A 26,123-nucleotide genomic window follows, 5' to 3' on the forward strand; every position below is an offset into this window, starting at 1 on the left:
CAATATTACTACCAGAATAGTAACATGATATCTATTTACATTGAGAATTTATTAAATTTTAAACTTATCAACTTCCATTTCTAAACGTTCAGCTTTTTCTTTCAGTTTTTCCACTTCCTGTGATACTTCTAAAATAGCTTCCGTTTGAGTTTGAATTGATGCCGTTACTTCCTGTGAACATGCTGCTGTTTCTTCTGATATTGCCGCAATATTATTTATTGAATTTACTACTTGTTCATTTTTGTCATTCATTTCTTCAACAAAGCTTCCCATATAATCTATTGCAGTTGTTATTGTATCAGTTGCCTGCGTAATACTATTAAAGGCTTCATTCACTTCGTTTACTGAAACAAATTGATCCATGGATACTTCTTTTACTTTTTTCATATCACTTACACTGCTTAATATATCTTGCTTTATATTTAAAATTATCTCTGCTATATTTTTAGTTGATACTGCTGAATTTTGTGATAATTTTTGAATCTCTGTTGCAACTACCGCAAAACCTTTGCCAGCTTCTCCTGCTCTTGCCGCTTCTATAGATGCATTTAGCGCGAGTAACTGAGTCTGCTCTGCAATCCCCTTTAAAACTCCAAGTATATTTTCTATATTCTTAGATTTATCACTTAAACTTTCTATATTTCCTTGAGTTTTTTCTACAATGGAAATTGTTGTTTGTGCCTTTTCTTTTAAATCTTGAACCTTGTTAATTCCATTTGCAATTGCTTTAGATGAATTGATTGATTCATTAATCATTAGATTAGTCTTTTCCTCTAACTGATTAAATTCTCCCCTCATGTCTTCTCCAAGTCTTGCACTCTCTTCTGCTCCACTAGCTTGATTAGATGCTCCTTGCGCTATTTCTTGTGATGTAATATTTATATCTCTTGCCACATTAGTTGTTTCCTGAGACTTTTCAGCTAAAATTGCAGAACTCTCTTTCATATCATGAGTCAAATCTTTTGTTTCGATTAATAAAGCAGAAACCTTGCTCATCATCTCATTGAAGCTTTCACCTAATAATTTAATTTCATTTTTCGCTCTAGTAGAAGATTTTACTGTAAAATCACCAGTTGATGCTATAGATAATAAGTTTGATATTTCTATTATAGGCATTGAAATTCTTTTCGACACATACATGATTACTGCAGCTGCTGCAAGTAATATTATTAAGCCTGCGATTAATGAGATTTCTGTTATGTTATTTATAATAGCCTTTGCACTAGATTCCTTTTGAACTGTTATAACTGACCAATTAAGTGAATTTCCATCTAATTTTATGTTCGTATAAGATGCATAGTAATTTTGACCATTTTCTTTATATTTAGTGCTACCATCATTTCCAGCCATTAACTGAGCTATGATTTCTTTTAGTCCATCTGATACTTCTATCGGCTCTTCCTTAGGATTTCCCTCTTTGACTCCAGTTGTTCTAGTTTGGTTTTTATAATTATATAATTCCTCAATCACTTCGGTATTAGGGTGTGCAACAACAACACCCTCTCCATCTATTATGAAAGAATATCTTCCTGATGCTTCATCTGAATATTCACTTACTACTTCCTGCAATTTTTCTAAATTAATATCAGACCCCATTACTCCAACAAACTTATTATCTTCAACCAAAGGAACAAATATTGAAGTTACTGGATTCTTAGAAGAAGCAGAATAATAAGACTTTGATACAAATGATGATAAAGAGCTTTTTGCTTGTGAAAACCACCATCTGTCTGATCTATCAGCAAGATCCCCTGATGATCTCCCAGTCTGCATTCCTTTTTCATCCTGCATATATAATAATTCAAAATATGGATTTCTGTCTTTAGTTTCTTTAAGTACTTTTTCCTTTGTATCTTTACTTCCTTCTCTTACTTCTGAATTATATGCTAGATCTTCTGTCACTTTATACGCCGTATCCATAAAAGAAGAAACATTTTTTGATATAAGCTTAGATAACATTTCGTTCTTACTATTTATTTCATTATCATAATATTTCGATAAAATAGTGCTTACACATAAAATAATTCCAAGAGTCAGTACAACGGATATTGATAGCATTGTGATTAGGAGTTCGCTTTTTATGCTCTTTATTTTCACAGAGCTATTTTTATCTTTATTATTTGTTTGCTTGTCCATTGTCTTTTCATATTGTTTTCTAATCAATCCCATTTATTTTCTCCCCTTATCAATATTTTTTATAAAATAAGTAGTAGTTTTAGAATTATTTTTTACACTATAAAAATTATGTTTATTACAATAAATTTACTTATTCTTTTACAAGTTATGCTTATTTTTCATGCATTATTGATAAATTATAACATATTACTAGCTATTATCAACATTTATAATGTTTTTTATATAATAAACTACATATTTAATAAAATTCTAAAGAAAAGTTAGTCTTAGACTTAATTTTATGAATAGATTTACTGCGGATACGTAATAACAATTTCATGGTAACACTTTGAATTTTTCATACAGCTTAAGTCATTTAAATAATTTCGCTTTATAACTCAAAATCTATATACTTCTCTTAAAGCCAAAAAGCTGTATAAGATAATTATAAAATCATCTTATACAGCTTAAATTTATGTGTGGGAAAACCGAAATTAGATACAAATTTGTTCCAGCGGACTAGTGAAATTTTCGCTGGATAGTTCTAAGTGGAAGGTTGAACTATTCCAAATGTGCTAGTTCAAAAAGTGAGAATCGAAATTTCACATTTCGTTCTTCGAACTTTCTCTGTGAGCGCTTGTTATTTGAGGCTAGCACTTTGGGTGCAACTTTATAGCCTTGGAATCACCCATCACAATTACCTCGAAACTGGAACAAAAGTATATTATTCATTTCGGTGAGGCATACGCATAAGTATAGATTATATTCGTTTTATCTATATACTCATTTTAAGTATACAAAAACTTCTAGCTTACCGCTGTTTCTTGGAATTAAGTTATCTTTCATTACTTCTCCATTTACAACTACCTTTGTAACAACTTGATTATCACTATTTTCTGAGCTATAAGGTATGGATGTTACATCACTTTGATAATTATTATTTTGCTCATTATTCTTAGTATTTACGTTTAATCCATTTTCATTATTTGCTCTAGATACTTTTATAGTGTAATCTTCTTTTTCATTTGTAATCTTTATTTCAAATTCGTTCCAAGCTTTTGGTATACAAGGATTTATAGCATATCCTTTATCTTGAACCTTTCTAAGTCCCAAGATATTTTCAACGCCAACTCTGTACATCCATCCTGAAGCTCCTGTATACCAGCTCCAGCCTCCTCTTCCTGCGTGAGGCTCTTTTATATACACGTCCGCTGCCATTACATAAGGTTCTACTTTATATGTCATACACTCTAACTCTGTTTTTGCATGATTTATAGGATTTATCATATTAAAGTAGTTTACCGCCTTATCACCAAGCCCAAGTTTGGTTAAAGCAAGTATAACCCAAACTGCAGCATGAGTATATTGACCTCCATTTTCTCTTACACCTGGCACATATCCTTTTATGTAACCTGGTTCTAACTTAGAATTACTAAATGGTGGTGCAAGCAATAAGATCATTCCCTTATCTTTCTTTACAAGGTTATTATCCACGGCTTCCATTGCTTCAATACTACGTTCCTTCTGTCCTGCACCTGATATAATTGCCCAGCTTTGAGCCAACGAGTCAATTCTGCATTCTGGATTTTCTCTTGAACCAAGAGGTGTACCATCATCAAAGTATGCTCTTCTATACCAGCCGCCATCCCAAGCGTTTTTCTCTAGATTATCTCGTATAAACTCTCTTCTTTCTTCAAAATGTTCTTTTGTTTTCTTATCGTTTTGTTTACCTGCAATTTCAATAAAGCTTTCTAATATTGAATATAGGAACCAGCCAAGCCATACGCTTTCTCCTTTTCCTTCGTTTCCAACAGTACTCATTCCATCATTCCAGTCTCCACTACCCATTAAAGGAATATTATGAATACCAAACTTCAAGCTCTTTTCTATAGCTTTTAAACAATGTTCATATATAGTTCCTTCTTTTGATGATTGATTTACTATTGTATATCTTTCATCTTCACCTTCTCTTAAAGGTTCATCTTCTAAGTACGGAGCACTAGCATTTAAAATTTCGTAATCTCCTGTAGAATTAATATATTCGGCAGTTACATAAGGAAGCCATAATAAATCATCACTAAATCTAGTTCTTATTCCTGAATTAACAACAGGATGCCACCAGTGTTGAACATCGCCTTCTACGTACTGTCTTGAAGCACTTCTTAGTATTTGCGCCTTTGTTATTTCTGGATTTACAAACCCAAGTGACATAGAATCTTGAAGCTGATCTCTGAATCCATAAGCACCACCACTTTGATAAAATGCACTTCTGCTTAAATATCTACAACTTAAAGTTTGATATAAAAGCCATCCATTCAAAAGATAATCTAATGACTTATCTGGTGTCTTAACTTGTATATTTCCTAGGAAATTGCTCCAATATTGTTTTACTTTATCTAATTCATTTTCTGCATTTCCAAAAATCTTGTATTTACTTATTAATTCATCTATTTTTTCTTTTTCATCTTGACCAAATAGGATTAGCAGCTCCTTTTTTTCACCTTTTCTTAACATAACACTTGTTTGTGCGGCTAAACAAGGGTCATAGATGCCACCAGACTTATTGCTTAATCTATTATGTTTTAGAGCCTCAGGACTAAAAGTTTCTCCTCCAATACCTAAAAACTCTTTATTGTCTCCAGTAAAACTCAATTCTTTCCCACCTATAATGGTTAAGTAAGCATTTAATTTTCCAAAGTATTCACTGTATGGATTATGAGCACCTATAAATTTATTTTTGAATGTAAAATCTTCATTACTATTTTTAATGCTGCTTCTATTTACTACATCCATTGTTTCTTTGTAGTTTGATTCATTTCCACCTATATATGTTGAGATATATCTTGAACTATCATACTCATAAACACCCAAAACAAGTTTTGCATAGTAGAATAGCGAAACACTTCTATCCTCATTACTTAAGTTTTCTAGCGTAACCCTCTGAATTTTTAATCTTTCATTTTTAGGAGCAAAAATTTCTAATTTTCCTTTTATATTATATGCTGTATGTCTGTATTCAGAGTATCCAAAGCTATGTTTTATTAAGTAATCACCTGAATCTCTTACGGGTTTTGGTGTTATTGAAAAATACTTACCAGAGTCATTATCTTTAATATATAATGCTTCTCCTATAGGATCTCTAATATAATCATTGCTCCAAGGCGTTATTTTATTTTCTCTAGAATTTCCACACCAAGTATATCCTGATCCTACTTCTGATATATGAAATCCGAAGTCATCATTTGAAATAACATTAATCCAAGGTGCTGGTGTATTTCTATAATTAGATAGTTTTATTATATAACTATTATCTTTCTTACAAAATCCACCATAACCATTAAAGAAATCTAAATCACTTACATCAGGATCTTCATCCGCTTCTTTACCATAATTATTAGAATCTTTTGATACATCCAAATCTAAATCAACTAAAGTTGAAATTTCCGAGTTATAAACTAACTCTCTTTCCTTCTTACTTTGATTAGATTTCTTATCTATTTCTAAATCTTCAATATCATCTTGATCTTCTGGCTCATTAATATTCTTTATCAAGTCATGAATATTAATTACTTCTTCATCATTATCATATACTTCATAAGGTATGTTTTCACCATCTGTATCTTGGTTAGTATTTTCATCCTTATATTTATCCTTAAACCTTGAATTATTTCTTAAAGCTATACGCGAATCTAATCCTTCATCATCTAAGTCCACATATCTATTAAAATTCTTTTCATTATATGCATATGAACTTAATGGATTATTCTTATCTACATATACTCTAGAAATTCCTATTAGTAAATCCTTAATTTCAGCGTCCATGGTTGCCTTATTGTTAATAAATATTCCACCCGCTTTATTTAAGTAATTACCTACATTGGATGACCTTATTACTTCCATTATGTTTTTTTGAAGTGGTTCATCATAAGAAACTTCTTCATTATTATATATAATTAAATCTAACTTAACTCCCTTAATTCTTAAGTAATTGTGGAATTTTACCATAGTATATACTAAATTTATGTCTTCCTCATTTTCTATAGATAACATTATAATAGGTAAATCTCCTGAGATTCCATATGCCCATAAATCCTTTTGATGTCTTGAAATATTCCTAATATATTCTTCTCTATTTTTTCTAGTGTTAGTTAGAAAGAAAATTGAGCTTGCAGCGCTTTGGAATATATTGGCTATGGCACTTCTTATTCCTAAAGTCTTTAGTTCAAGCTGCGCACTTATGCTATAATTTTTGAATACTCTCTCTAGCTTACTGTTGTCATTGTTATTTCTGCATATTTCAAGTATTTGTTCTTTTGATTCACATATTCCAGTTATATAATAAATTTCCTTCTTAGAGTTAGGCTCTAATCTAATTCTCGTTCTTATACTCATTATAGGATCTAAAACTGTTCCCACCGTATTATCTAAGGCTTTATCATTATCCATAGCTTTTGGATTCTTCAATTCTCTATTTCTTCCTATAAAGTTTATTCTTGAAGTTTCATATGAAATGCTTCCTTCTAAGTCTCCATTAACAACCGCTTTATGGAAAATATATGGAATCTTTGCATTCTTAACTCTACCTCTTCTGCTTCCTATAAGAACACTTTCCTTTTCATCATATTCTGTTTGAACAAATAAATTAGAGAATGTTGGGTGAACTACGTCAGCACTAAATGTAGCTAAAGTCACTTCCATGTAACTTGTTATTTCAATACTTCTTCCCTTATCTCCTTTGTTATTTAAAGTTAATTTTCTAACTTCAAAATTTTCTTCTGATGATATTGAAACTTCCATCGAAGTTTCAATGTTGCCATCTTTTCTACTAAATTTAGCTTTATCTAAATTAAACTCAACTGAATATTTATCTCCAAGATCTTTACAAGGCTCAAATGTTGAACTCCAATATTCATTTGAATTTAAATTCTTTACATAGAAGAACATTCCACTATCATCACTTGTAGAGTTTCCCTTCCATCTATAGAGCATAGTATCATTCTTTTTTGAATATCCATTTCCGTTTACTGTTAACATAGATGAATATTCACCATTGCTTAATAGTAATACTTGTGGACTATCCTGATTCACTTTTTCAAATACTCTTGGAATTAAAACCTCTCCCTCAAAATATCTATTCTTAACAGAAAAATCTTCATTTCTTTCAAAAACAACATTTTGTGGAATTTTCTCTTTTAGTAAAAGTTCTGTAGATTTTATCTCAGGAAGATCGTGAAATCTATTTATCAAAATATCATTACATAGAATATTATCCAAAGCCATAAGTGACATTCCTAAATGATGTACCATATAAGTTGCAACTTTATTGACCTTCTGTGGATAACTTGAGTTATCATAATTACTCTCATCGCCATTATTCATGTGAATCCTACTGATTTCATCATTCTTATCCACATTATTCACATTATCAACATGCTTATCATTCATATAACTTGTATTTTTATCCTGTGTATTATCCACTATTTTTTCGTAGTTATCCACATAATCCTCATACTTATCCACATTTTGTGTATAATTTTTTCCATTTGTTGAAATATTCTGCTCAAGAAGATCACTTTTAGAAAGTGTCATTATGTACTTATCTTTCCTAGCTTTAGTATAATCTAAAGCTTCTATGAAACCATATCTTCCTAATGCGCCTAACTTTTCAAGTTCTTTAAGATTTTTAATTCCAGAATCTTTATCAAAAGAAATAGCCATTAATGTTGAATATGGCGATATTACAAGATCATCTTCAAGTCCTCTTTTAAGACCAAGTCCAGGCACTCCAAATGCCTTGTATTGATAATTTTCTGCTGCATCAAATTCATAAAATGCAGATTCTGATATTCCCCAAGGAGACTTCTTTTGTTTTGCAAAGCTTTTTTGCGCCTTTATGACAGACTTATAAGTTTGACTAAGTAATGTCTTAGGATAATTCCTCATTATTAATGATGGCATAAAATACTCAAACATAGTTCCACTCCAAGATACTAGTGAATGAGTATGGAATGCATTAGTCATGGAACGTCCTAGCTTAAACCAATGGGAAGAAGGCACATCATTTTTAGCTATCGCAACAAAAGATGCTATTCTTGACTCAGATGCAAGCAAATCATAATATGAGTTTCCAAGAGAATTTTCCTCTACATTATATCCGATAGAGAATAGTCCTCTAGTTTTATCATAAAGAAAAGTAAAATCCATTTCTTCTGTTATTTTATCAATATCTTGTATTATATTATCTATTTTATCTATGTAATTTTTGAAATTATTTATCTTTTCTCTAAATTTTCCTCTGAAATTATCCCCATTTTTTCTTCTATAATTCTCGCATCTGTGGATTAATTCAACAATATCTGGGACTCCTTCGAAAAATTCCTTACTATATAACTTTTCTATACCTTCAAAAATGAAATTATAATAGCTAATCTTTTTTCTAACCTCACCTATAAGCTTATCAATCCAATATCTTGCTTCTTCACTCTCAAGTTTTAATTCTCCTATACTGTTTTCCTCTTCATCACTTAAGTTATTTTCATTATTCATATTATTATTTTCCGACTTAAGTTTCTGCTTTAGACTGATTATCTGCTCTGTTTCCTTTAAATCTTGAAGTTTAAAGGAAATTTCATTTAATACATTTATATATTCTCCAATATTAATATGTGAAGAAAATTTAAGCTTTAAATTAGGGGCTTCATCTTCAATTATTTTGTAAATATCATTCAAAGATGTAACTTCTTTTACTCTTATAACTTTATTATGTTTAAGCTCTTCCATAGACCTCTTTAGTACCCATAAGTTACCTAGAAGATTTCCACTATCAACTGTTGATACATATCTAGGCCATAAAGGTTCTTTTGTTTTTGTATCATACCAATTTAGATAATGACCATTAACCTTTTGAAGAGTTTTCATGCTATTTAATATGAGTTCTATTCTGTCAACAAACTCTGCCATAGTTATATATCCCAAGTCATATGCAGCAATGCTTGAAGTAATTCCCATCCCTATATTAGTTGGAGAGGTTCTATGTGCAACTCCCTTAAATGGCTTCTCCTGATAGTTATCTGGAGCTAGGTAGTTGTTTTCTTCATTAACAAAATCCTCATAATAAGCATATATTCTTCTAGAAATTTTTCTTAAGTAAGTTTTTTCTTCATTCTTTAAAGTATTCTTCTTGTGTTCTGGACGTTTAATACTTATGGTATAAGCCATATAAGGGCTAACTATCCATAATGCCGCAACTACTACACTATAAGTAACTACTCCTAACGAACTATAAAATGATAAGTATAGTACAAGCAGACCCATTATAGGAGCAATCCACATTCTCTTTAAATAATTAATAAAATTATTCCTTGAGTTTTTTTCTACAAGTTCTGCTGACTGCCATTCTAAAAGATTTTTCTTAGAAAACATTACTCTATATAGTGTTACTATTATGGCATCAAGCATCAAAAAAGCTTGATAAGGAATAAAGCTTACTATTAGCACTATCTGCTCTAGCGTTTTAAATGCTCCCATTAATTTATTTTTAGGTGTTACAACAAAATCTGTTACCACAAATACTAATGGAGTTATTAAAGCTAAGAAGGCGAGAAGTGCGACCTGACTTCTTCCAAATAAAACAGTGAGAGATAATATAAGAGCAAGAAGTAAATTAGGTGCTAATAAACTTCTTCTTAGGTTATCAAATATCTTCCACTTATATAATAAATTTATTTTATTTGAAAATAACCATCCTATTAGCTGCCAGTCACCTCTAACCCATCTATGCAATCTTTTGCAGCTAGATTCATAAAATGCTGGATATCCATCAATAAATTCCACATCACTTAATAATCCACATCTTGCAATACCACCCTCAAGCAAATCATGACTTAAGACTGTATCATCTTTTATAGAATTACTTAACACTTTATAAAATTCATCTATACATATTATTCCTTTACCAGTAAAGGACCCTTCTCCAAATAAATCTTGATAAGTATCAGAATAAGCGACGGAATATCCATCAACTCCTTCTTCTCCTCCAAATACTTTTGAAAAATAAGTTTGATTCTTAGCTTCTAGGCTAATGCTCACCTTAGGCTGCATTATTCCATATCCTCTTGCGACTCTATTGCCTTTTATATGAGGAATATTAAGAATATGGCTCATAGCCCCTACAAGTTTAAAAGCACTTTCCCTAGGCATAAAAGTATCTTCATCTAATGTAATTAGATACTTAACTTGTTTCAGTTCTTGAATATCCGAGCTAAAAACATTATAAGTATGATTCTTACCACCTCTAATAAGAGCCATAAATTCCATTAACTTTCCACGTTTTCTTTCTCTGCCCATGAATACATTTTGCTTCTTATTATAAATTCTCTTTCTACTAAAGAAAAAGAATCTATTTTCACTAACTCCTTGGTCGTTTTTAAAGTCATCGGAATATTTCTCATTTAAATCTCTAGCATATTGAACTCCTGATTTAATTATCTCAACATCTTCCGGAGAAGTCTCATGCTCAGAATCATGAAAATCACTTAGCAAAGCAAAATAAATATTCTTATCCTTATTTCCGCAATATGCTACTTCTAATTTATTCATAAGTTCTTTAACTTTGTCTTTAGAATTTACTATAGCTGGTATTACAACCACAGTTTTATTTCCTTTAGGAATTCCTGAACTAAAATTTAATTTTGGAATTAATCTAATATCAACAACTTTACCCACAGTATAATTCGTAAGTCCAATTATTATTTCGTTCACTGGAATTAATATTATAAGGAACGAAATTACGTACTGTACCAAAGTGTATCTAACACCTAATAAGCTGCTTATTAATAAAATAAGAAAACTTATTAAGAGTGTTCCAAAAATATTGCATGCTACATACGTATTTGCAGATATAGTTGTTTTTATATTATTTCCATATTTCTTTAACTCGTTTATTCCCTCATCAATTAGGTAATATCCAATATGGCGTTTATAATTTTCTTCTTTATTATTTTTACTATTTCTTGCAAGCTCTAGAATATTACTAGCTAAAGTAATTTCGTCTGCGTTTGATATTCTAGCCATCTTTTCGAGCTTATGCCTATAATAATCCTTAGATTCAAAATCCATGCTATTATAAATATCTGCCGGATCATTTTTAAGTATTTTTTCAACAAAAGAAGTTTCTTCAAAGAATCTTCTCCAGCTTATTCCTTCAATCTTTCTAATAAATGTTATGTATTCTCCAATATTTCTTTCTAAAACTTCTTCTCTTAAATCACTTCTAATATTATTTTTATCTAAATCCGAATTTACTTTCCATTTAGATTCTACAAGATCATTTATTCTTGGATCTTCTATAGAATTATCTCTTAATACACTAAAAAATTCTCTTAAAAATAAAGGTCCAATATTTTTCCCAACATTAATATTTCCTATTTTTTCTTCAAACTTATTGTTATTAATTGCATCTATTATCTTTTCAGCTATGTCTCTTCCTCTTATGATTTCTTTTTGAATATCAACAAGTTCATTAGTATACTTAGATAAATTTATTATTATAGCTATTTTAAGCATTAATGGGAATGCCCACAATTCTCCTGTAGTGAAAATTTTCTCTTTATTATTAAAATTTCCGTTTTCAATATCGCTTTGAAGTCCGTTTATATATGATATAAGTTTATCACAATCAATCTCATTCCCGTTATTTATATAGTCCTTTGCCACTACAAAAATGCGTGGAATAAGTTCCCTATTTTCATTATCTTCATTTGTATTGTTATCTTTATTTCTATTGTAATTAACATTACCTATAGAAGATAGTCCCTGAAAATAATCTATAGGCATCTCAATCTTTATCGCTTTGTACTCTTTTTCTATTAAGTATATATTATCAAGAAGCCATTCAGATGCCCCAAGCACTTTATATCCGTTCTTAGATAATTTGCTAAAGTACCTAAAATTTTCATGGATGCAAGAAAATCCATCAGCTAACTCTTTTAAAACATTCTTTCTTACTCCATAAGAATTATTTCTCCTCAAGTAAAAAACTCCCTTCTTACTATTGGTATATTCAAAAAAACAATAAGTTAATATGATAATCTATTTATCTTTATACTTTATAAATATAACTTCCCAAAAGTACCTCGCTATGAGGAAATCATACTTTTTATCTAAATATAAACACATAACTTTCATTATTTATTATTTTCTTTCATACACCTAACATTAATAACAATTACCCAACGGAGATATTTTTACCAAAATTATAAAAAGTATTCTTAAATTCAAATGTTATCTGCCGGAATAAAAAAATTATAAAAGATTTAACTACATTCTAATTTCATAAATAAGAAAAAAAAGATGACTTCTGCTTAATGCAGAAATCATCCTTTTAAATAGTATGTTTTAAAAATATATTGACAGATATATAGTTTTAGTTGTTAATCCAAGCTCCACTTGTATCTAATCTATAACCGTCAATCTCAGTGTCGCCTGCCATACTGCCGTCAGAATATAAGTAGTACCAACTGCCATCCACATATGTCCAGCCTGTTGCCATAGCTCCATTGCTCTTTAAAAAATACCACTTACCATCAATGAATTTCCATCCTGTTTCCATATAGCCTAGAGCGCCATAGTTTCTACCATCGCATAAGAAGTACCATGTCCCATCACTATCTTTAAACCAACCGGTGTCCATTCTTCCATCTCTTTCCAAGTGGAACCATTGTCCTACTGTATCTTTTCCATCATATACCCAGTCTCCACTTCCAGACTTGTACCATCCGGTTATCATAGTTCCAGCATTGTCAAAGAAATACCAATAACCATTATCTAATTTCCAACCAGTTTGATTTGTTTTGTTTAATTTCACTATAGTGAAATCACTGAACTTATTTACTGTGAATTTAATTCCAAAGATTCCATCCCCATATTCAACTACTTCACCCTTTTCAAGAACCTTTTCTCCATCGCTATGTTCAATGAATACTCCAAGATCATTCAAGAAAGCTTGTCTTTCAGTTGCATCAGTTGGAAGAGTAATTCCTTTTAGCGGTAATACAATATCTACAGCCCTTTGACTCATATTTGTTTCTATAGTCATTGGTGTTCCTAATACTTGCACGCCATTATTTCCTGATACAGCTTTTATTGTAGCCTGTTGATTTGCTGTTGTCTTGATTTCTGTCTGCTTTGTTTCATCCTTTATTGGAACTAATCTGAAATACAAATCTCCATTTAATTGTCCACTTTGTGCTAAACCTTGAACAGATTCTTTTGGTAATGAAACTATAGCACCACCTGTTTCTATTTGTAAATTTACATTTCCACTTGAAAGCGCTGTTAGTGTTTCTTTAGGTATATTAACCTTAGTTTCAGATACATCATTATCTGTATCTGTAGCAACTATTCTTGCTGTATCTTTTCCTTCACTCGTTAATGCACCTACTGTTTCTTTAGCTTTATCAGGTGTATAAGTTACAATATCCTTTTTAGTTCCATCACTTGCTGTTGTTCTTTCAATTACAGTTTTTGATATTGAAGTGTCACTTTTTCCGTCTGTAACCTTCACTGTAATTTTTTCTGTAGAACTTGTATTGCTACTAGATGTTGATGAGCTACTGTGACCTGATGAACCTGAACTACCACTTGATGAATTCCCTGAAATCTTTGATGTAATCTTTTCAAAAGTTTTATCTATATAAGATACTACTAATTTAATATATTTACCTATATCGCTACTGATCAACTTGTAAGTTAATCCTTCACCAACTAGTGTTCCATTATCAGCATCATTGCCTGATATTCTATACCATTTATATGTTACTGCTGAAGATGTAGTTACACTTAAGCCATTTTCATCTATTAAAAGAGCTTCTAAAGTATTATCTACTTTTTGATTTCCGCTAATTCTTACAGCTGCTGGTGTTGTTGTATCAGTATCATTAGGTAAATCAATTTCAAATTCTGCACTTACGCTTATATCATCATGTACATTAGTATCCATTCTACTTGCATTAGTTTTTCCATCACTCCAGTTTACGAAATGATAACCTGTATCAGGTACTGCTGTAACTGTAGTTCCATCAGATCCTTCATCCACCGTCTGCGATAAATCCCCCTCAATTGTTCCACCTGCTTCTGCTGTATAGTTAAGGGTGTATGTTACTGCTGCTGATGTCATTACTGTTATTGTTGCTGTTCCTTTTTTACTTGTATCAAATGTTGATGTCGCTGTTATTGTATAATCTCCTGGTGCTGCATCTGATGCTACTGTTACTAAACCATTTGAATCTACTGTTACTTTTCCGCTTGCATCACCGCTTGACCACGTTACTGTTTCTGCTGCCCCTCCTACTGCAATTACTGTTTTTGTCAATTGTTTATTTTCACCTTGTACTATACTTGCAGTTGTCGGATCTACTGCAACACTATTTACTGCTGGCACCACTGGCGCTGCGCTTACTGTTATTGTTGCTGTTCCTTTTTTGCTTGTATCAAATGTTGATGTCGCTGTTATTGTATAATCTCCTGGTGCTGCATCTGATGCTACTGTTACTAAACCATTTGAATCTACTGTTACTTTTCCGCTTGCATCACCGCTTGACCACGTTACTGTTTCTGCTGCTCCTCCAACTGCAATTACTGTTTTTGTCAATTGTTTATTTTCACCTTGTACTATACTTGCAGTTGTCGGATCTACTGCAACACTATTTACTGCTGGCGCCACTGGCGCTGCGGTTACTGTTATTGTTGCTGTTCCTGTCTTACTTGTATCAAATGTTGATGTCGCTGTTATTGTATAATCTCCTGGCGCTGCATCTGATGCTACTGTTACTAAACCATTTGAATCTACTGTCACTTTTCCGCTTGCATCACTGCTTGACCACGTTACTGTTTCTGCTGCCCCTCCTACTGCAATTACTGTTTTTGTCAATTGTTTATTTTCACCTTGTACTATACTTGCAGTTGTCGGATCTACTGCAACACTATTTACTGCTGGCGCCACTGGCGCTGCGGTTACTGTTATTGTTGCTGTTCCTTTTTTGCTTGTATCAAATGTTGATGTTGCTGTTATTGTATAATCTCCTGGCGCCGCATCTGATGCTACAATTACTAATCCTGTTTCATCTACTGTCACTTTTCCGCTTGCATCACTGCTTGACCACGTTACTGTTTCTGCTGCCCCTCCTACTGCAATTACTGTTTTTGTCAATTGTTTATTTTCACCCTGTACTATACTTGCAGTTGTCGGATCTACTGCAACACTATTTACTGCTGGCGCCACTGGCGCTGCGGTTACTGTTATTGTTGCTGTTCCTTTTTTGCTTGTATCAAATGTTGATGTTGCTGTTATTATATAATCTCCCGGCGCAGCATCTGATGCTACAGTTACTAATCCTGTTTCATCTACTGTCACTTTTCCGCTTACATCACTGCTTGACCACGTTGCTGTTTCTGCTGCTCCTCCCACTGCGATTACTGTTTTTGTCAATTGTTTATTTTCGCCTTGTACTATACTTGCAGTTGTCGGATCTACTGCAACACTATTTACTGCTGGCACCACTGGCGCTGCGCTTACGGTTATTGTCGCTGTCCCTTTTTTGCTTGTATCAAATGTTGATGTCGCTGTTATTATATAATCTCCTGGCGCAGCATCTGATGCTACAGTTACTAATCCTGTTTCATCTACTGTCACTTTTCCGCTTACATCACTGCTTGACCACGTTACTGTTTCTGCCGCTCCTCCTACTGCAATTACTGTTTTTGTCAATTGTTTATTTTCACCCTGTACTATACTTGCAGTTGTCGGATCTACTGCAACACTATTTACTGCTGGCACCACTGGCGCTGCGCTTACGGTAAAGCTTACATTAAAGCTTTCGCTTATTCCATTATCTCCTGTTAATGTTACTGTTGCTGTGTAAGTTCCTGCTGCTAAGTTATCATTTGGCTTTATTGTAAAGCTTGTCTGATTTCCTGTACTTACTGTTGTTGCTCCAAGTGTTCCTAATATGAAACTATTTGCATTTGTTCCACTTAACGCTACTGATAAATTTGTTATACTTCCTGTTCCTGTACTATTTACTGTTATACTTTGTGGTGATATTGATCCATATCCCACTGTTTCTCCTGCAAATGTATCAGTTCCTGTTTGAGATAACGTTGCTGTATGCGTTAATGCTGCGCTTACGGTAAAGCTCACATTAAAGCTTTCGCTTATTCCATTATCTCCTGTTAATGTTACTGTTGCTGTGTAAGTTCCTGCTGCTAAGTTATCATTTGGCTTTATTGTAAAGCTTGTTTGATTTCCTGTACTTACTGTTGTTGCTCCAAGTGTTCCTAATGTGAAACTATTTGCATTTGTTCCACTTAACGCTACTGATAAATTTGTTATACTTCCTGTTCCTGTATTATTTACAGTTACAGTTTGTGGTGATATTGTTGAATATCCTACTGTTTTTCCTGTAAATGTAAAATTCGTTGTTTGAGATAATGTTGCCGCATACGTTGTTGCTACATTTGCTGTTACTGTATATGTTGCTACTGTCGTTCCGTCTTGTGCTGTTACTACTAATATATCTCCACTCACTACTGGATCTGACAGACCTGTTACATTCCAGCTTTGATGATTTTCCCCTTTTGCTAATGCTGCCTGAAATGCTGCTTTTGTTGTTCCAAATGGTACATTTGTTATTGTTCCTGAATTTCCTACTAATGCTCCTACTGTGTAACTTCCTGATGTTACTGTTGCATTAGTGCTTAGTGCTGGAGCTACTGTTACTGTGAAGTTTCTTACTTCCGTTGTCTTCCCTGCTTCTGTTGTGGTTACTACTATTATAAGGCTTGTTGCTGTTCCTATTGTATAATCAGTTCCACTTGTATATGCTGCGCCATTTATTGTTATTGTTGACGATGCACTTCCTCCATCTGTTACTGTAAATTTAATCTTGTCTGCACTTCCGCTTACCCAGCCTGTTACCGCTCCTGTTGTATCGCTTCCTCCTGCAGTTGGTATCGATACATTTGTAACTCCATCAACTGAATTTGTGCTTCCTCCTGATAGCACAATACTAGTTGGTGCTGTTGCTGGAGAAGCGCCAACCGTGAAATGATAGTACGTATTAACTAAGTTTGCAACCAAATAATTTTGATTCAAATCTTGAACAGCACCTGCCGACCACCGAACTGATATATTTCCATTTGGTAGCGTAGCACTTGGATCAATCGTAATAGTATCTGAATTCCATCCTGTTATGTTTGGACTTGTAGCTTGAATAGTCTCAATCAATGTGCCTGAATCAGCGTTGTAAATTGAGAATGAGCCTGATCCAGAAATAACCTTCTCATTAAATTTTATTTGTACATTTTGTGTAGGAAGTATACTTGAAGCACCATTAGCAGGGTTGGATCTAGCCAGGTCTACTATAGGTTGATCTCCATCATAATAAGCAAGACCACCAATAGAAGCTGCTGAAGAAAAATTTGCAATCTGGCTTACTGCTTCATTTGTTAGATTTATTGAATAGATAACCTTGTTCCCTGATGCACCATCTATAAGAAAGGCTCTATTATTACCCATATCCAGTATAACTGAGCTTGGAGCCATTGCCACGCTGCTAACCAAGGTTGTTTGCCCAGTTCCATCTGCGTTCATAACCCCCAAAAGATCTCCAGATCCTGCTGTAGCTGCATTACCATCTCTTAGTGAATAATACAACTTATCTCCAACAGGATCATAAGAGAGACCTCCTATAGAAGATGCTGAAGAAAAATTTGCAACCTGGCTTACTGCGTTATTTGTTAGATTTATTGAATAAATAACCTTATTCGCTGCTGATCCATCAATAAGAAAAGCTCTATTATGACTCATATCCAGTATAACTGAGCTTGGAGCCATTGCCACGCTACTAACCAAGGTTGTTTGCCCAGTTCCATCTGCGTTCATAAACCCCAAAAGATCTCCAGGTCCCGCTGTACCTCCATTACTATCTCTTAGTGAATAATACAACTTATCTCCAACAGGATCATAAGAGAGACCTCCTATGGAAGTTGCTGAAGAAAAATTTGCAACCTGGCTTACTGCGTTATTTGTTAGATTTATTGAATAGATAACCTTGTTCCCCGATGCACCATCTATAAGAAAGGCTCTATTATTACCCATATCCAGTATAACTGAGCTTGGAGCCATTGCCACGCTGCTAACCAAGGTTGTTTGGCCAGTTCCATCTGCGTTCATAACCCCCAAAATATCTCCAGATCCTGCTGTAGCTCCATTACTATCTCTTAGTGAGTAATATAACTTATCATTTGCAGCATATGCACTTGATGGTATAGCAAAACCAATACACATAAACAATATGAATAACCAAAACATATAATCAAATCTTATGCTTAATTGTTTTTTAATATTTCTTTTATATATTTTATATCTTTCCATAAATTATCTCCCCTTCCCATTTTTAATATTGACTTGTTTCTCTACTTTGTCCGTATTGTGGGAACATTTTAGCTCCTAAAAAGAATCATAAGCATTTTCGAGTTCATAAATGCGTTAATTCAAAACGCTCTTACTATCGCAATAATCTTGCTAAACTGCCTAATAAATCATTAAAATTTATTGCTGATGGTTATAGTGCATATCTTCTTGCCAGCCAACAGTGTAAGCTTGTAAATAGCTAGGATTTTGATGTTACACAAGTTATAGGACTTACTAATGATGATGCTGTATTAGCTGAATTTCGTTTGGTGCAACAAGTAGCAGAAAGACTTAAACGCACATTCAAATCCTCTTACTGTGTTACTGGCGGTTGTGGTAGTGAGAATGATGCTCTTTATGCGTCTCTCTTTGAGTTGCCTACTACAACTTCCTTATAACTATTGGAAACCTTTAAATGAAATAGACATGTTAACTAATGCAGACAACATGCCTGCCAAATGGCAGCTTCTTATTTATTTTGGTCAACAAACGATTTTAAATATGTAAGAAATAAGGTAGTTTAATGTCTATCTGTTTTTAGATTTTCGGGCCTAAGGTACTCACTTAGCCATCTAAAAGCGTGCCTTTAGGCTTGTCCTTGATTGTATTACAAATTAATGCTACAATGCTGTGAACGCGACGGTGAAATTCTATATGTTTTTGAGTTTCCTGGCCGTGGGTGCTATTTTCAGATCATTAATTTGTCATGCCATCAATGGTAGCGAGCTCAGTTAATCCACATAGACTTAAAGAGATATTTCCCACTCCATGGTACTTCTAATTCTAAATTGCATTCGCTTCGGTTTTTCACACCTCACTTTACACTATCCTATCAAGAGTTCTCATAGAAACTCTTCAGAGCTTGTGATTACTCTCTCTTTTATTAATTTTATTTTTTCTTGATAATTTCGACCTATACTTAATTGTATTCTACCAAATATATTGTTAAAAATTTGTTGCAAATTGTCGCTCATTTTATATTTTTATCTAAACTCCTCAAAAATATCCTTAATAACGTTTCAAAAATAAATACCTTTTCAATGTCACTTAAATTATTCCTGTAATTCTTTATATCAAAAAAGTTACGAACGATTTAATTACATTATAATTTCATAAAAAAGATGACTTCTGCTTAATGCAAAAATCATCCTCTCATTTAAATAGTATTCTTTTAATTATACTTAACAATATTTAGTTTTATCTAATCCAAGCAGCTTGTGTCTTATTTATCTGCTTCTTTTATATATATTTCTTTTCCTTTAAATACTATAGCAATTTCTTTTATATTAATTATTCCTCTGCTCTCTAATTCAGTACTATATTTCTTATAAAAAATTTGCTTTAAAGCTTCATTTGCTGTTTCTTCTAAGGTTTCCTCATCATCAGGATCAAGTTTTGAAGTATCTTTTGGTATTATCATTACATCGTACCTTCCATATCCACACTCTCTATTTGATAATACTTGATGAGTATCATTTAAATCTATTAACATTCCTAATACAAATGCATGATACACTTTTTTCCCTCCAACATCAAAATAACTTATACTTTTTAAAACAAATTGACGAAGGAGCTTACCGAATATTTTAATATATCCAGTAACTAGGCTCTTTATCATCATATAATAATCACTTTTTGTGATTGTATCCTTAAACCAATTTTCTACTATGCTTTTATAAAGGCTTTTAACTTCCCTATTAGGAATACTTAAATCGTAAAAAATATATTCTTCTTTTCTATAAGCTGCTTTTGCTTTAAGATATCCTGTAAATAATAAGAAGCTCCATAAATTATCGCTTGATTTTTCTATATCACCCATAACTATATTTTCATCAATTACCTTTATTATGGACTCTCCAGCTATTAACACTTCTAAATCCTTCTTTACTTCCTAAGAACCTTTAGCTAATAGAATATTGACTAAGTCATTAGAACTGCTGTTTACCCAATAAGGTTTTAATCCTGCCTTAGTGCTTGATAAGTAATTTAATATTGACCACGGATTATAACTTGTGGTTTCATCGAAATAATCCCCATTGTAGCAATCTTTTATATTATTAAGTTATTACTTTAAACTCATTCTAAATAACAAAATAGAGCCTACTCAAATTATATTTTATTGAGTAAGGCTCTATTTTTTTAAATTCTATTAATTAAAAAACTCAGTAAATGCTTTAATTGTATATTCATTATCCTTTACAGTAGCTAATTCTCTTATTGAATGCATACTTAGTAGTGGCGCTCCCATATCTATTACTGGTATATTTAATTTTGATGCAGTAATAGGTCCAATGGTTGTTCCCCCTCTTAAATCTGATCTATTTACAAATACTTGGCATGGAACTTCAGCTTTTTCACAGATTCCTTTGAAGACAGCACTTGCATAACTATCAGTTGAATAACTTCCACCTGCTGCAATTTTAAGTACAGGCCCTTTTCCAAGCATAGGCTTATTTGTAGGATCACATTTTTCAACATAGTTTGGATGTATTGCATGAGCTAAGTCTGCTGATATCATTATTGAGTTGCTTAATGCTCTCTTGAAACTTTCTCTATCTTTTTCAAGACCCAAAGTTATTCTCTCTAAAATATTTTCTAAAATTGATGAATTTGCACCTTGGGATGTTAAGCTTCCTATTTCCTCATTATCTAAAGCTACTAATACCTTCGTTGCTTTAATTTCATTACTGCTTATTAAAGCTTTTAATCCTGCAAATACCATCCATAAATCATCTAGTCTTCCGCATGATATAAATTCATCATTTAAGCCAATTAGCATACCTTCTGCATACTCATATAAAAACAAATCGAAATCTAATATATCGCTAGAATCTACCTTTAAAGTTTCTGCTATTAAATTAATTAAATAATTATCCTTTTCTAGCTTATCTTCAACTATTGTAAGCATTGGTAAAGTATCTTTTTGCTTATTATATTCATAGCCCTCATTCACGCTTCTATTCATATGTATTGCTAAGTTAGGAATAATTAAGATTGGCTTATTTACATCCAATAATTCAACTCTTGGACTGAATGGATTTTCTCCTTTTAAAGTTACTCTTCCTGCTACGCTTAAAGGTCTATCAAACCAAGTACTTAGTATTGGCCCTCCATATACTTCAGTATTTAATTTCACATAATGTCCTTCAACTTTCATTTCTGGATTTGGCTTTATTCTAAATCCTGGTGAATCAGTATGTGCTCCTATTAATCTGAACCCATCTTTTTCAATATCACCATTCCCTATTTCAAAGGCAATTAATGCAGAGTTATTTTTTATAATATAGTGTTTACTACCTTTTTTTAATTCCCATTTATCTTCTTCTTTAATTTCTGTATAACCTTGCTTATCTAAAATATTTTTAATTTCATAAGTACTTTGAAAAGCCGTCTTACCATTATTTATAAAATCTAATAATTCTTGTGCATTATTCATATAGTTATTATCTCTCCCTACATAAATTAAATTTTTCTCATAAAACATTAAACAATATTAAATTCACTTTTAATATTATATACCTTTTTAGAAAATAATGCATATTTTATATGTGTGATTATCTAGAAAATTTTATATTAGATAATACCTACATAGTAAATGCCATAACTACTTTTTCATCTTTTCCAAGCGTCACATCTCCTGAACAAAGTTCAACTATTTCTTCATCATCGTCACTTAAATTTATCTCGTTAATGTCGCTTTTATTATTGGATTTTTTTCTGCCCTTACTATTCTTCTTTTTCGCAGAGATTGGTATACTTGACTTTGCATTAGTTACATTACTTTCGCAGGAACCTTTTTCAGTTTCTAAGCTGATATTCATATTAGCATTGTTATTTATGCAAGTAATATTACTATTTATCACATCTGCATTTCTAGTATTATCTACACATTCTATGTTTTCATTATTATCTTTATCATTAGTAGGATCTATACTAGCATTTATAGTATCATTATTCTGAGTTATTTCAGCACTTATAGTATTACTATTATTTTTATTACTATTTGCAAAGCTTTCATTTTCTGTATTACCTTTAACCACAAATTCAGAATCCACGCTGGTAGAATCTTTATTATATCTATTACAATTGTTAATATTATTATCATCATTATTGTTTTCATTTATCTCTTCATTAGCATTCATAATACTCTTATCTTCAATCTTAGCAGTTTTATTTCTAACAATCTGATCAATACTTTTATAGCCATTACTTTTTGAATCAACACCTATTATATTTTCTCTATCTTTAATTTTAGACTCATCCCTTTTGTGACTAGAATCATTTTCTTTTACTACATTAGCTTTAATTTCAGTACTCTTATTTATTTTAATATTTTGATGCTTAACAAAATTCTTTACTTTATAGATTTTATCTTCAGTAAACTCAATCATTTCTAAATCCATTAAAACCTTCATAGCTAATTTCACTCGTTCAATATCTCTATTAAATTCTATAGCGATGGTTTCCATTGTGTATGGAATATTTCTAGACAAAAATAATTCTCCTTCTAAATTTACCTTACCAGCTAAAACAATAAGTCTAATCCAAATATACTGAATAAGATCTCTTTCATTCATTGTATCTATTATTTTAGATTTAGTATCATCATACATATCAACTCTTAATTTAACAAATTTTCTTTCTTTCATCTTTAACACTCTCCCATTTAAATTAGTCTTCTATATGGAATATATGTATAAAAATGAACAATTACATAATTTCTCTAAAGTTTTTTATATTTTTCTAGAAATAATTTTATTCCATGGGTAAAATACATCTAAATTTTAATTTGGATCTAATTCATATAGATAACCCAACTAAGACCTTAACTTATGTATATAACTCGCCGAAATGAATAATATACTTTTCTATTTGGGATATATTTCATAGTATAAATCCAGCTTATAATTGGCTTATCTATAAAATAGTTTTATGCAGTAAAATGGTAGACAAAAAAATTCTTACGCATCTGCCTCGCAAAATATATATTTCTGACGTTTTCAACAGTAATCTATAGATTTAACTTTTTATAATTTCTTTGTAAAGAACGAAAATGAACGCCCGAATTTATAATATCCAAGCGTTCATTAATATATTGCTTATTTATATGAATTATTTTATAAATCTAAATTAAATATTATTTATCTATACTTAAAATACACACTAAAACTTATATAAGATTATTTTTAGCAAGTTCTTCACGTAATTTTTCTAGATTCTTGCCTTCCATTGGGAATAATGGCATTCTAAGTGGTCCTACGTTATATCCCATAATTCCTAATGCAGTCTTTACTGGAATTGGGTTTACTTCTATAAATAACGTATTTATAAGATCTAAATATTTTGTTTGAATGCTACAGCTTTCTTCTACTTTTCCTTCAAAATATAAACTACAAATTTCATGCGACTCTTTTGGCATAATATTCGAAAAGACTGAAATAACGCCTTTTCCCCCAAGTGATAATATCGGAACTATTTGATCATCATTTCCAGAATATATATTAAGTTCATCTTTGCATATCGCTTTTATCTTTGCAATCGCTGAAAGATCCCCACTAGCTTCTTTTGTTGCAACTATACGTGGATGCTTAGCTAATTCTGCATATGTTTCAGGTGCTATATTAACTCCTGTTCTTGATGGTACATTATATAGAATTATTGGAATATTAACTCTATCCGCAATATAATTGTAATGTTTTATTAATCCAGTTTGAGTAGTTTTATTGTAATATGGTGTTACTAATAAAAGTGCATCTGCACCAACACTTTCAGCGTATTTTGATAATTCAACAGCATAAACTGTATCATTAGACCCTGTGCCCGCAATAACTGGTACTCTCTTATTTACATATTCTACTGTAAATCTAATAACTTCCCTGTGTTCTTCATCAGTCATAGTTGAAGACTCACCTGTAGTTCCTGCAATTACAATTGCATCTGTACCATTCTCTATATTAAAATCAATTAGTTTTTTTAATTCAGAGAAATTAATTCCATCTTCTGTAAAAGGTGTAACAATTGCAACTGCCGCACCAGTAAATATAATATCCTTCATAAAAATTGCCCCCTCGAATATTTTCTATATAAATTATAACACAGTAAAGTGCTACTATAAACTTAGAATATATTTAAAATATGAAATATATATTTATTAGTGTTAGATTGCTTAATTTCTGGTAAAAAAATACTTGCTTAACTAAAAATATTTAATATAATAGATGTAATGCTTATTGGTAATTTCTTATGATTGGAGTGTATTTCATGTTTTTTGAACTTATAGTTAATAAATTTGTTAAGGATAATTCTAATGTTAAAGATGACACAGTTAGAAATTCTTACGGTGTGCTTGGCGGTATCATAGGTATTGTAGTAAATATTATTTTATTTATAATAAAACTTTCTGTTGGAATAATAGTTTCGAGTATAGCTATAATGGCTGATGCTTTTAATAACCTTTCTGATGCAGCCTCCTCTTTAATTACTATTTTAGGTTTTAAACTTTCAAATAAACCAGCTGATAGAGAACATCCCTTTGGTCATGGGCGGATAGAATATCTTTCAGCACTTATTGTTGCCTTCATGGTAATGTTAGTTGGTCTGCAATTTATAAAATCTTCATTTGAAAGAATAGTTAATCCATCACCAGTTGCTTTCGAGTTATTTTCATTTATTCTGCTTATAGTATCAATATTTTTTAAGATTTGGCTTTCTAAATTTAATAAATTTATTGGTGAAAAGATTAATTCCTCTGCTCTAAAAGCTGCTTCTACAGATGCTCTAGGGGATGTATTTACCACTACTTGTGTGGCTATTTCATTTTTAGCTTCAAAATTCACTTCTTTCCCTATAGACGGATATATAGGAATGTTTGTTGCATTATTCATTGTTTATGCCGGTTTCAATTTAGTTAAAGATACTATAAATCCACTTTTGGGAGAAGCGCCAGATCCAGAACTTGTTGAATCCATAGAAAGAATGGTTTTGTCTTACGATAACATCCTCGGCTCACATGATTTAATAGTTCACAATTATGGTCCTGGTAAATGTATGGCATCTATTCATGCTGAAATTCCTGGAAATATTAACGTTGTAGATATTCACGAAGTGATTGATAAAGCTGAAAGAGAAATTTCAAAAGCACTTAAGATTTACTTAGTTATTCACATCGATCCTATCTGCATTATTGAAGGCGAAGTCAAAGAAGCTTATAATGAAATTCTATCCATAATTGAAAAATATGATTATATAGAGTCAATACATGATTTTAGAGTAGTCGGTGAAGGTGATATCAAGAACTTAATTTTTGACGTTGTTATTGAACCATCAAAAAAACTTTCTATAACTGATACTGAACTTATAAATATAATATCTGAAGGAGTAAAGAAATATCATCCTTCTTATAACTGTGTCATTACTATAGACAAACACTACACATAAAAATACAGCCGTTATTTCAAACCAAGAAACTTCTAGTTTGAAATAATGGCTGTACTTTTTCTATATCGCTGCATCCCATTTAATACATATTCTTATCCTT

Annotated in this window: 8 protein-coding genes; 1 reads left to right on the forward strand and 7 read right to left on the reverse strand. The window is 31.7% G+C overall.

The window, feature by feature from the left end; translation table 11 throughout:
* Positions 1-51 precede the first annotated feature (51 nt).
* The 7 genes from F3K33_RS24350 to dapA form a co-directional block, all read right to left on the reverse strand.
* The gene (locus F3K33_RS24350) at positions 52-2,169 is read right to left on the reverse strand and encodes a methyl-accepting chemotaxis protein (protein ID WP_039773677.1); all 2,118 of its coding nucleotides are present in this window, start codon (positions 2,167-2,169) and stop codon (positions 52-54) included.
* 729 nt (positions 2,170-2,898) lie between these two features.
* Positions 2,899-12,144 (reverse strand): glycoside hydrolase family 94 protein, encoded by a 9,246-nt coding sequence (locus tag F3K33_RS24355; protein WP_039773679.1) that lies wholly within the window; start codon positions 12,142-12,144, stop codon positions 2,899-2,901.
* A gap of 394 nt (positions 12,145-12,538) precedes the next feature.
* Positions 12,539-18,547 carry an Ig-like domain-containing protein gene (locus F3K33_RS24360; protein ID WP_154862473.1) on the reverse strand — a complete coding sequence of 2,003 codons (6,009 nt, stop codon included), beginning with the start codon at positions 18,545-18,547 and terminating at the stop codon, positions 12,539-12,541.
* A gap of 1,261 nt (positions 18,548-19,808) precedes the next feature.
* Positions 19,809-20,456 carry a PD-(D/E)XK nuclease domain-containing protein gene (locus F3K33_RS24370; RefSeq protein ID WP_051144799.1) on the reverse strand — a complete coding sequence of 216 codons (648 nt, stop codon included), beginning with the start codon at positions 20,454-20,456 and terminating at the stop codon, positions 19,809-19,811.
* A gap of 279 nt (positions 20,457-20,735) precedes the next feature.
* The gene (locus F3K33_RS24375; RefSeq protein ID WP_038458062.1) at positions 20,736-22,022 is read right to left on the reverse strand and encodes a M18 family aminopeptidase; all 1,287 of its coding nucleotides are present in this window, start codon (positions 22,020-22,022) and stop codon (positions 20,736-20,738) included.
* Between the two features lie 148 nt (positions 22,023-22,170).
* The gene (locus F3K33_RS24380) at positions 22,171-23,235 is read right to left on the reverse strand and encodes a putative phage replisome organizer (RefSeq protein WP_039770781.1); all 1,065 of its coding nucleotides are present in this window, start codon (positions 23,233-23,235) and stop codon (positions 22,171-22,173) included.
* 521 nt (positions 23,236-23,756) lie between these two features.
* The gene (dapA, locus tag F3K33_RS24385) at positions 23,757-24,641 is read right to left on the reverse strand and encodes a 4-hydroxy-tetrahydrodipicolinate synthase (protein WP_039770783.1); all 885 of its coding nucleotides are present in this window, start codon (positions 24,639-24,641) and stop codon (positions 23,757-23,759) included.
* A gap of 206 nt (positions 24,642-24,847) precedes the next feature.
* On the opposite strand from dapA, the gene F3K33_RS24390 reads away from it, so the two are divergent.
* Complete coding sequence (locus F3K33_RS24390) at positions 24,848-26,023, forward strand: cation diffusion facilitator family transporter (protein WP_039770785.1); 1,176 nt, start codon at positions 24,848-24,850, stop codon at positions 26,021-26,023.
* Positions 26,024-26,123: the final 100 nt, after the last annotated feature.

The organism is Clostridium beijerinckii, from assembly GCF_008705175.1.
In the GTDB taxonomy this organism is placed as follows: domain Bacteria; phylum Bacillota; class Clostridia; order Clostridiales; family Clostridiaceae; genus Clostridium; species Clostridium beijerinckii.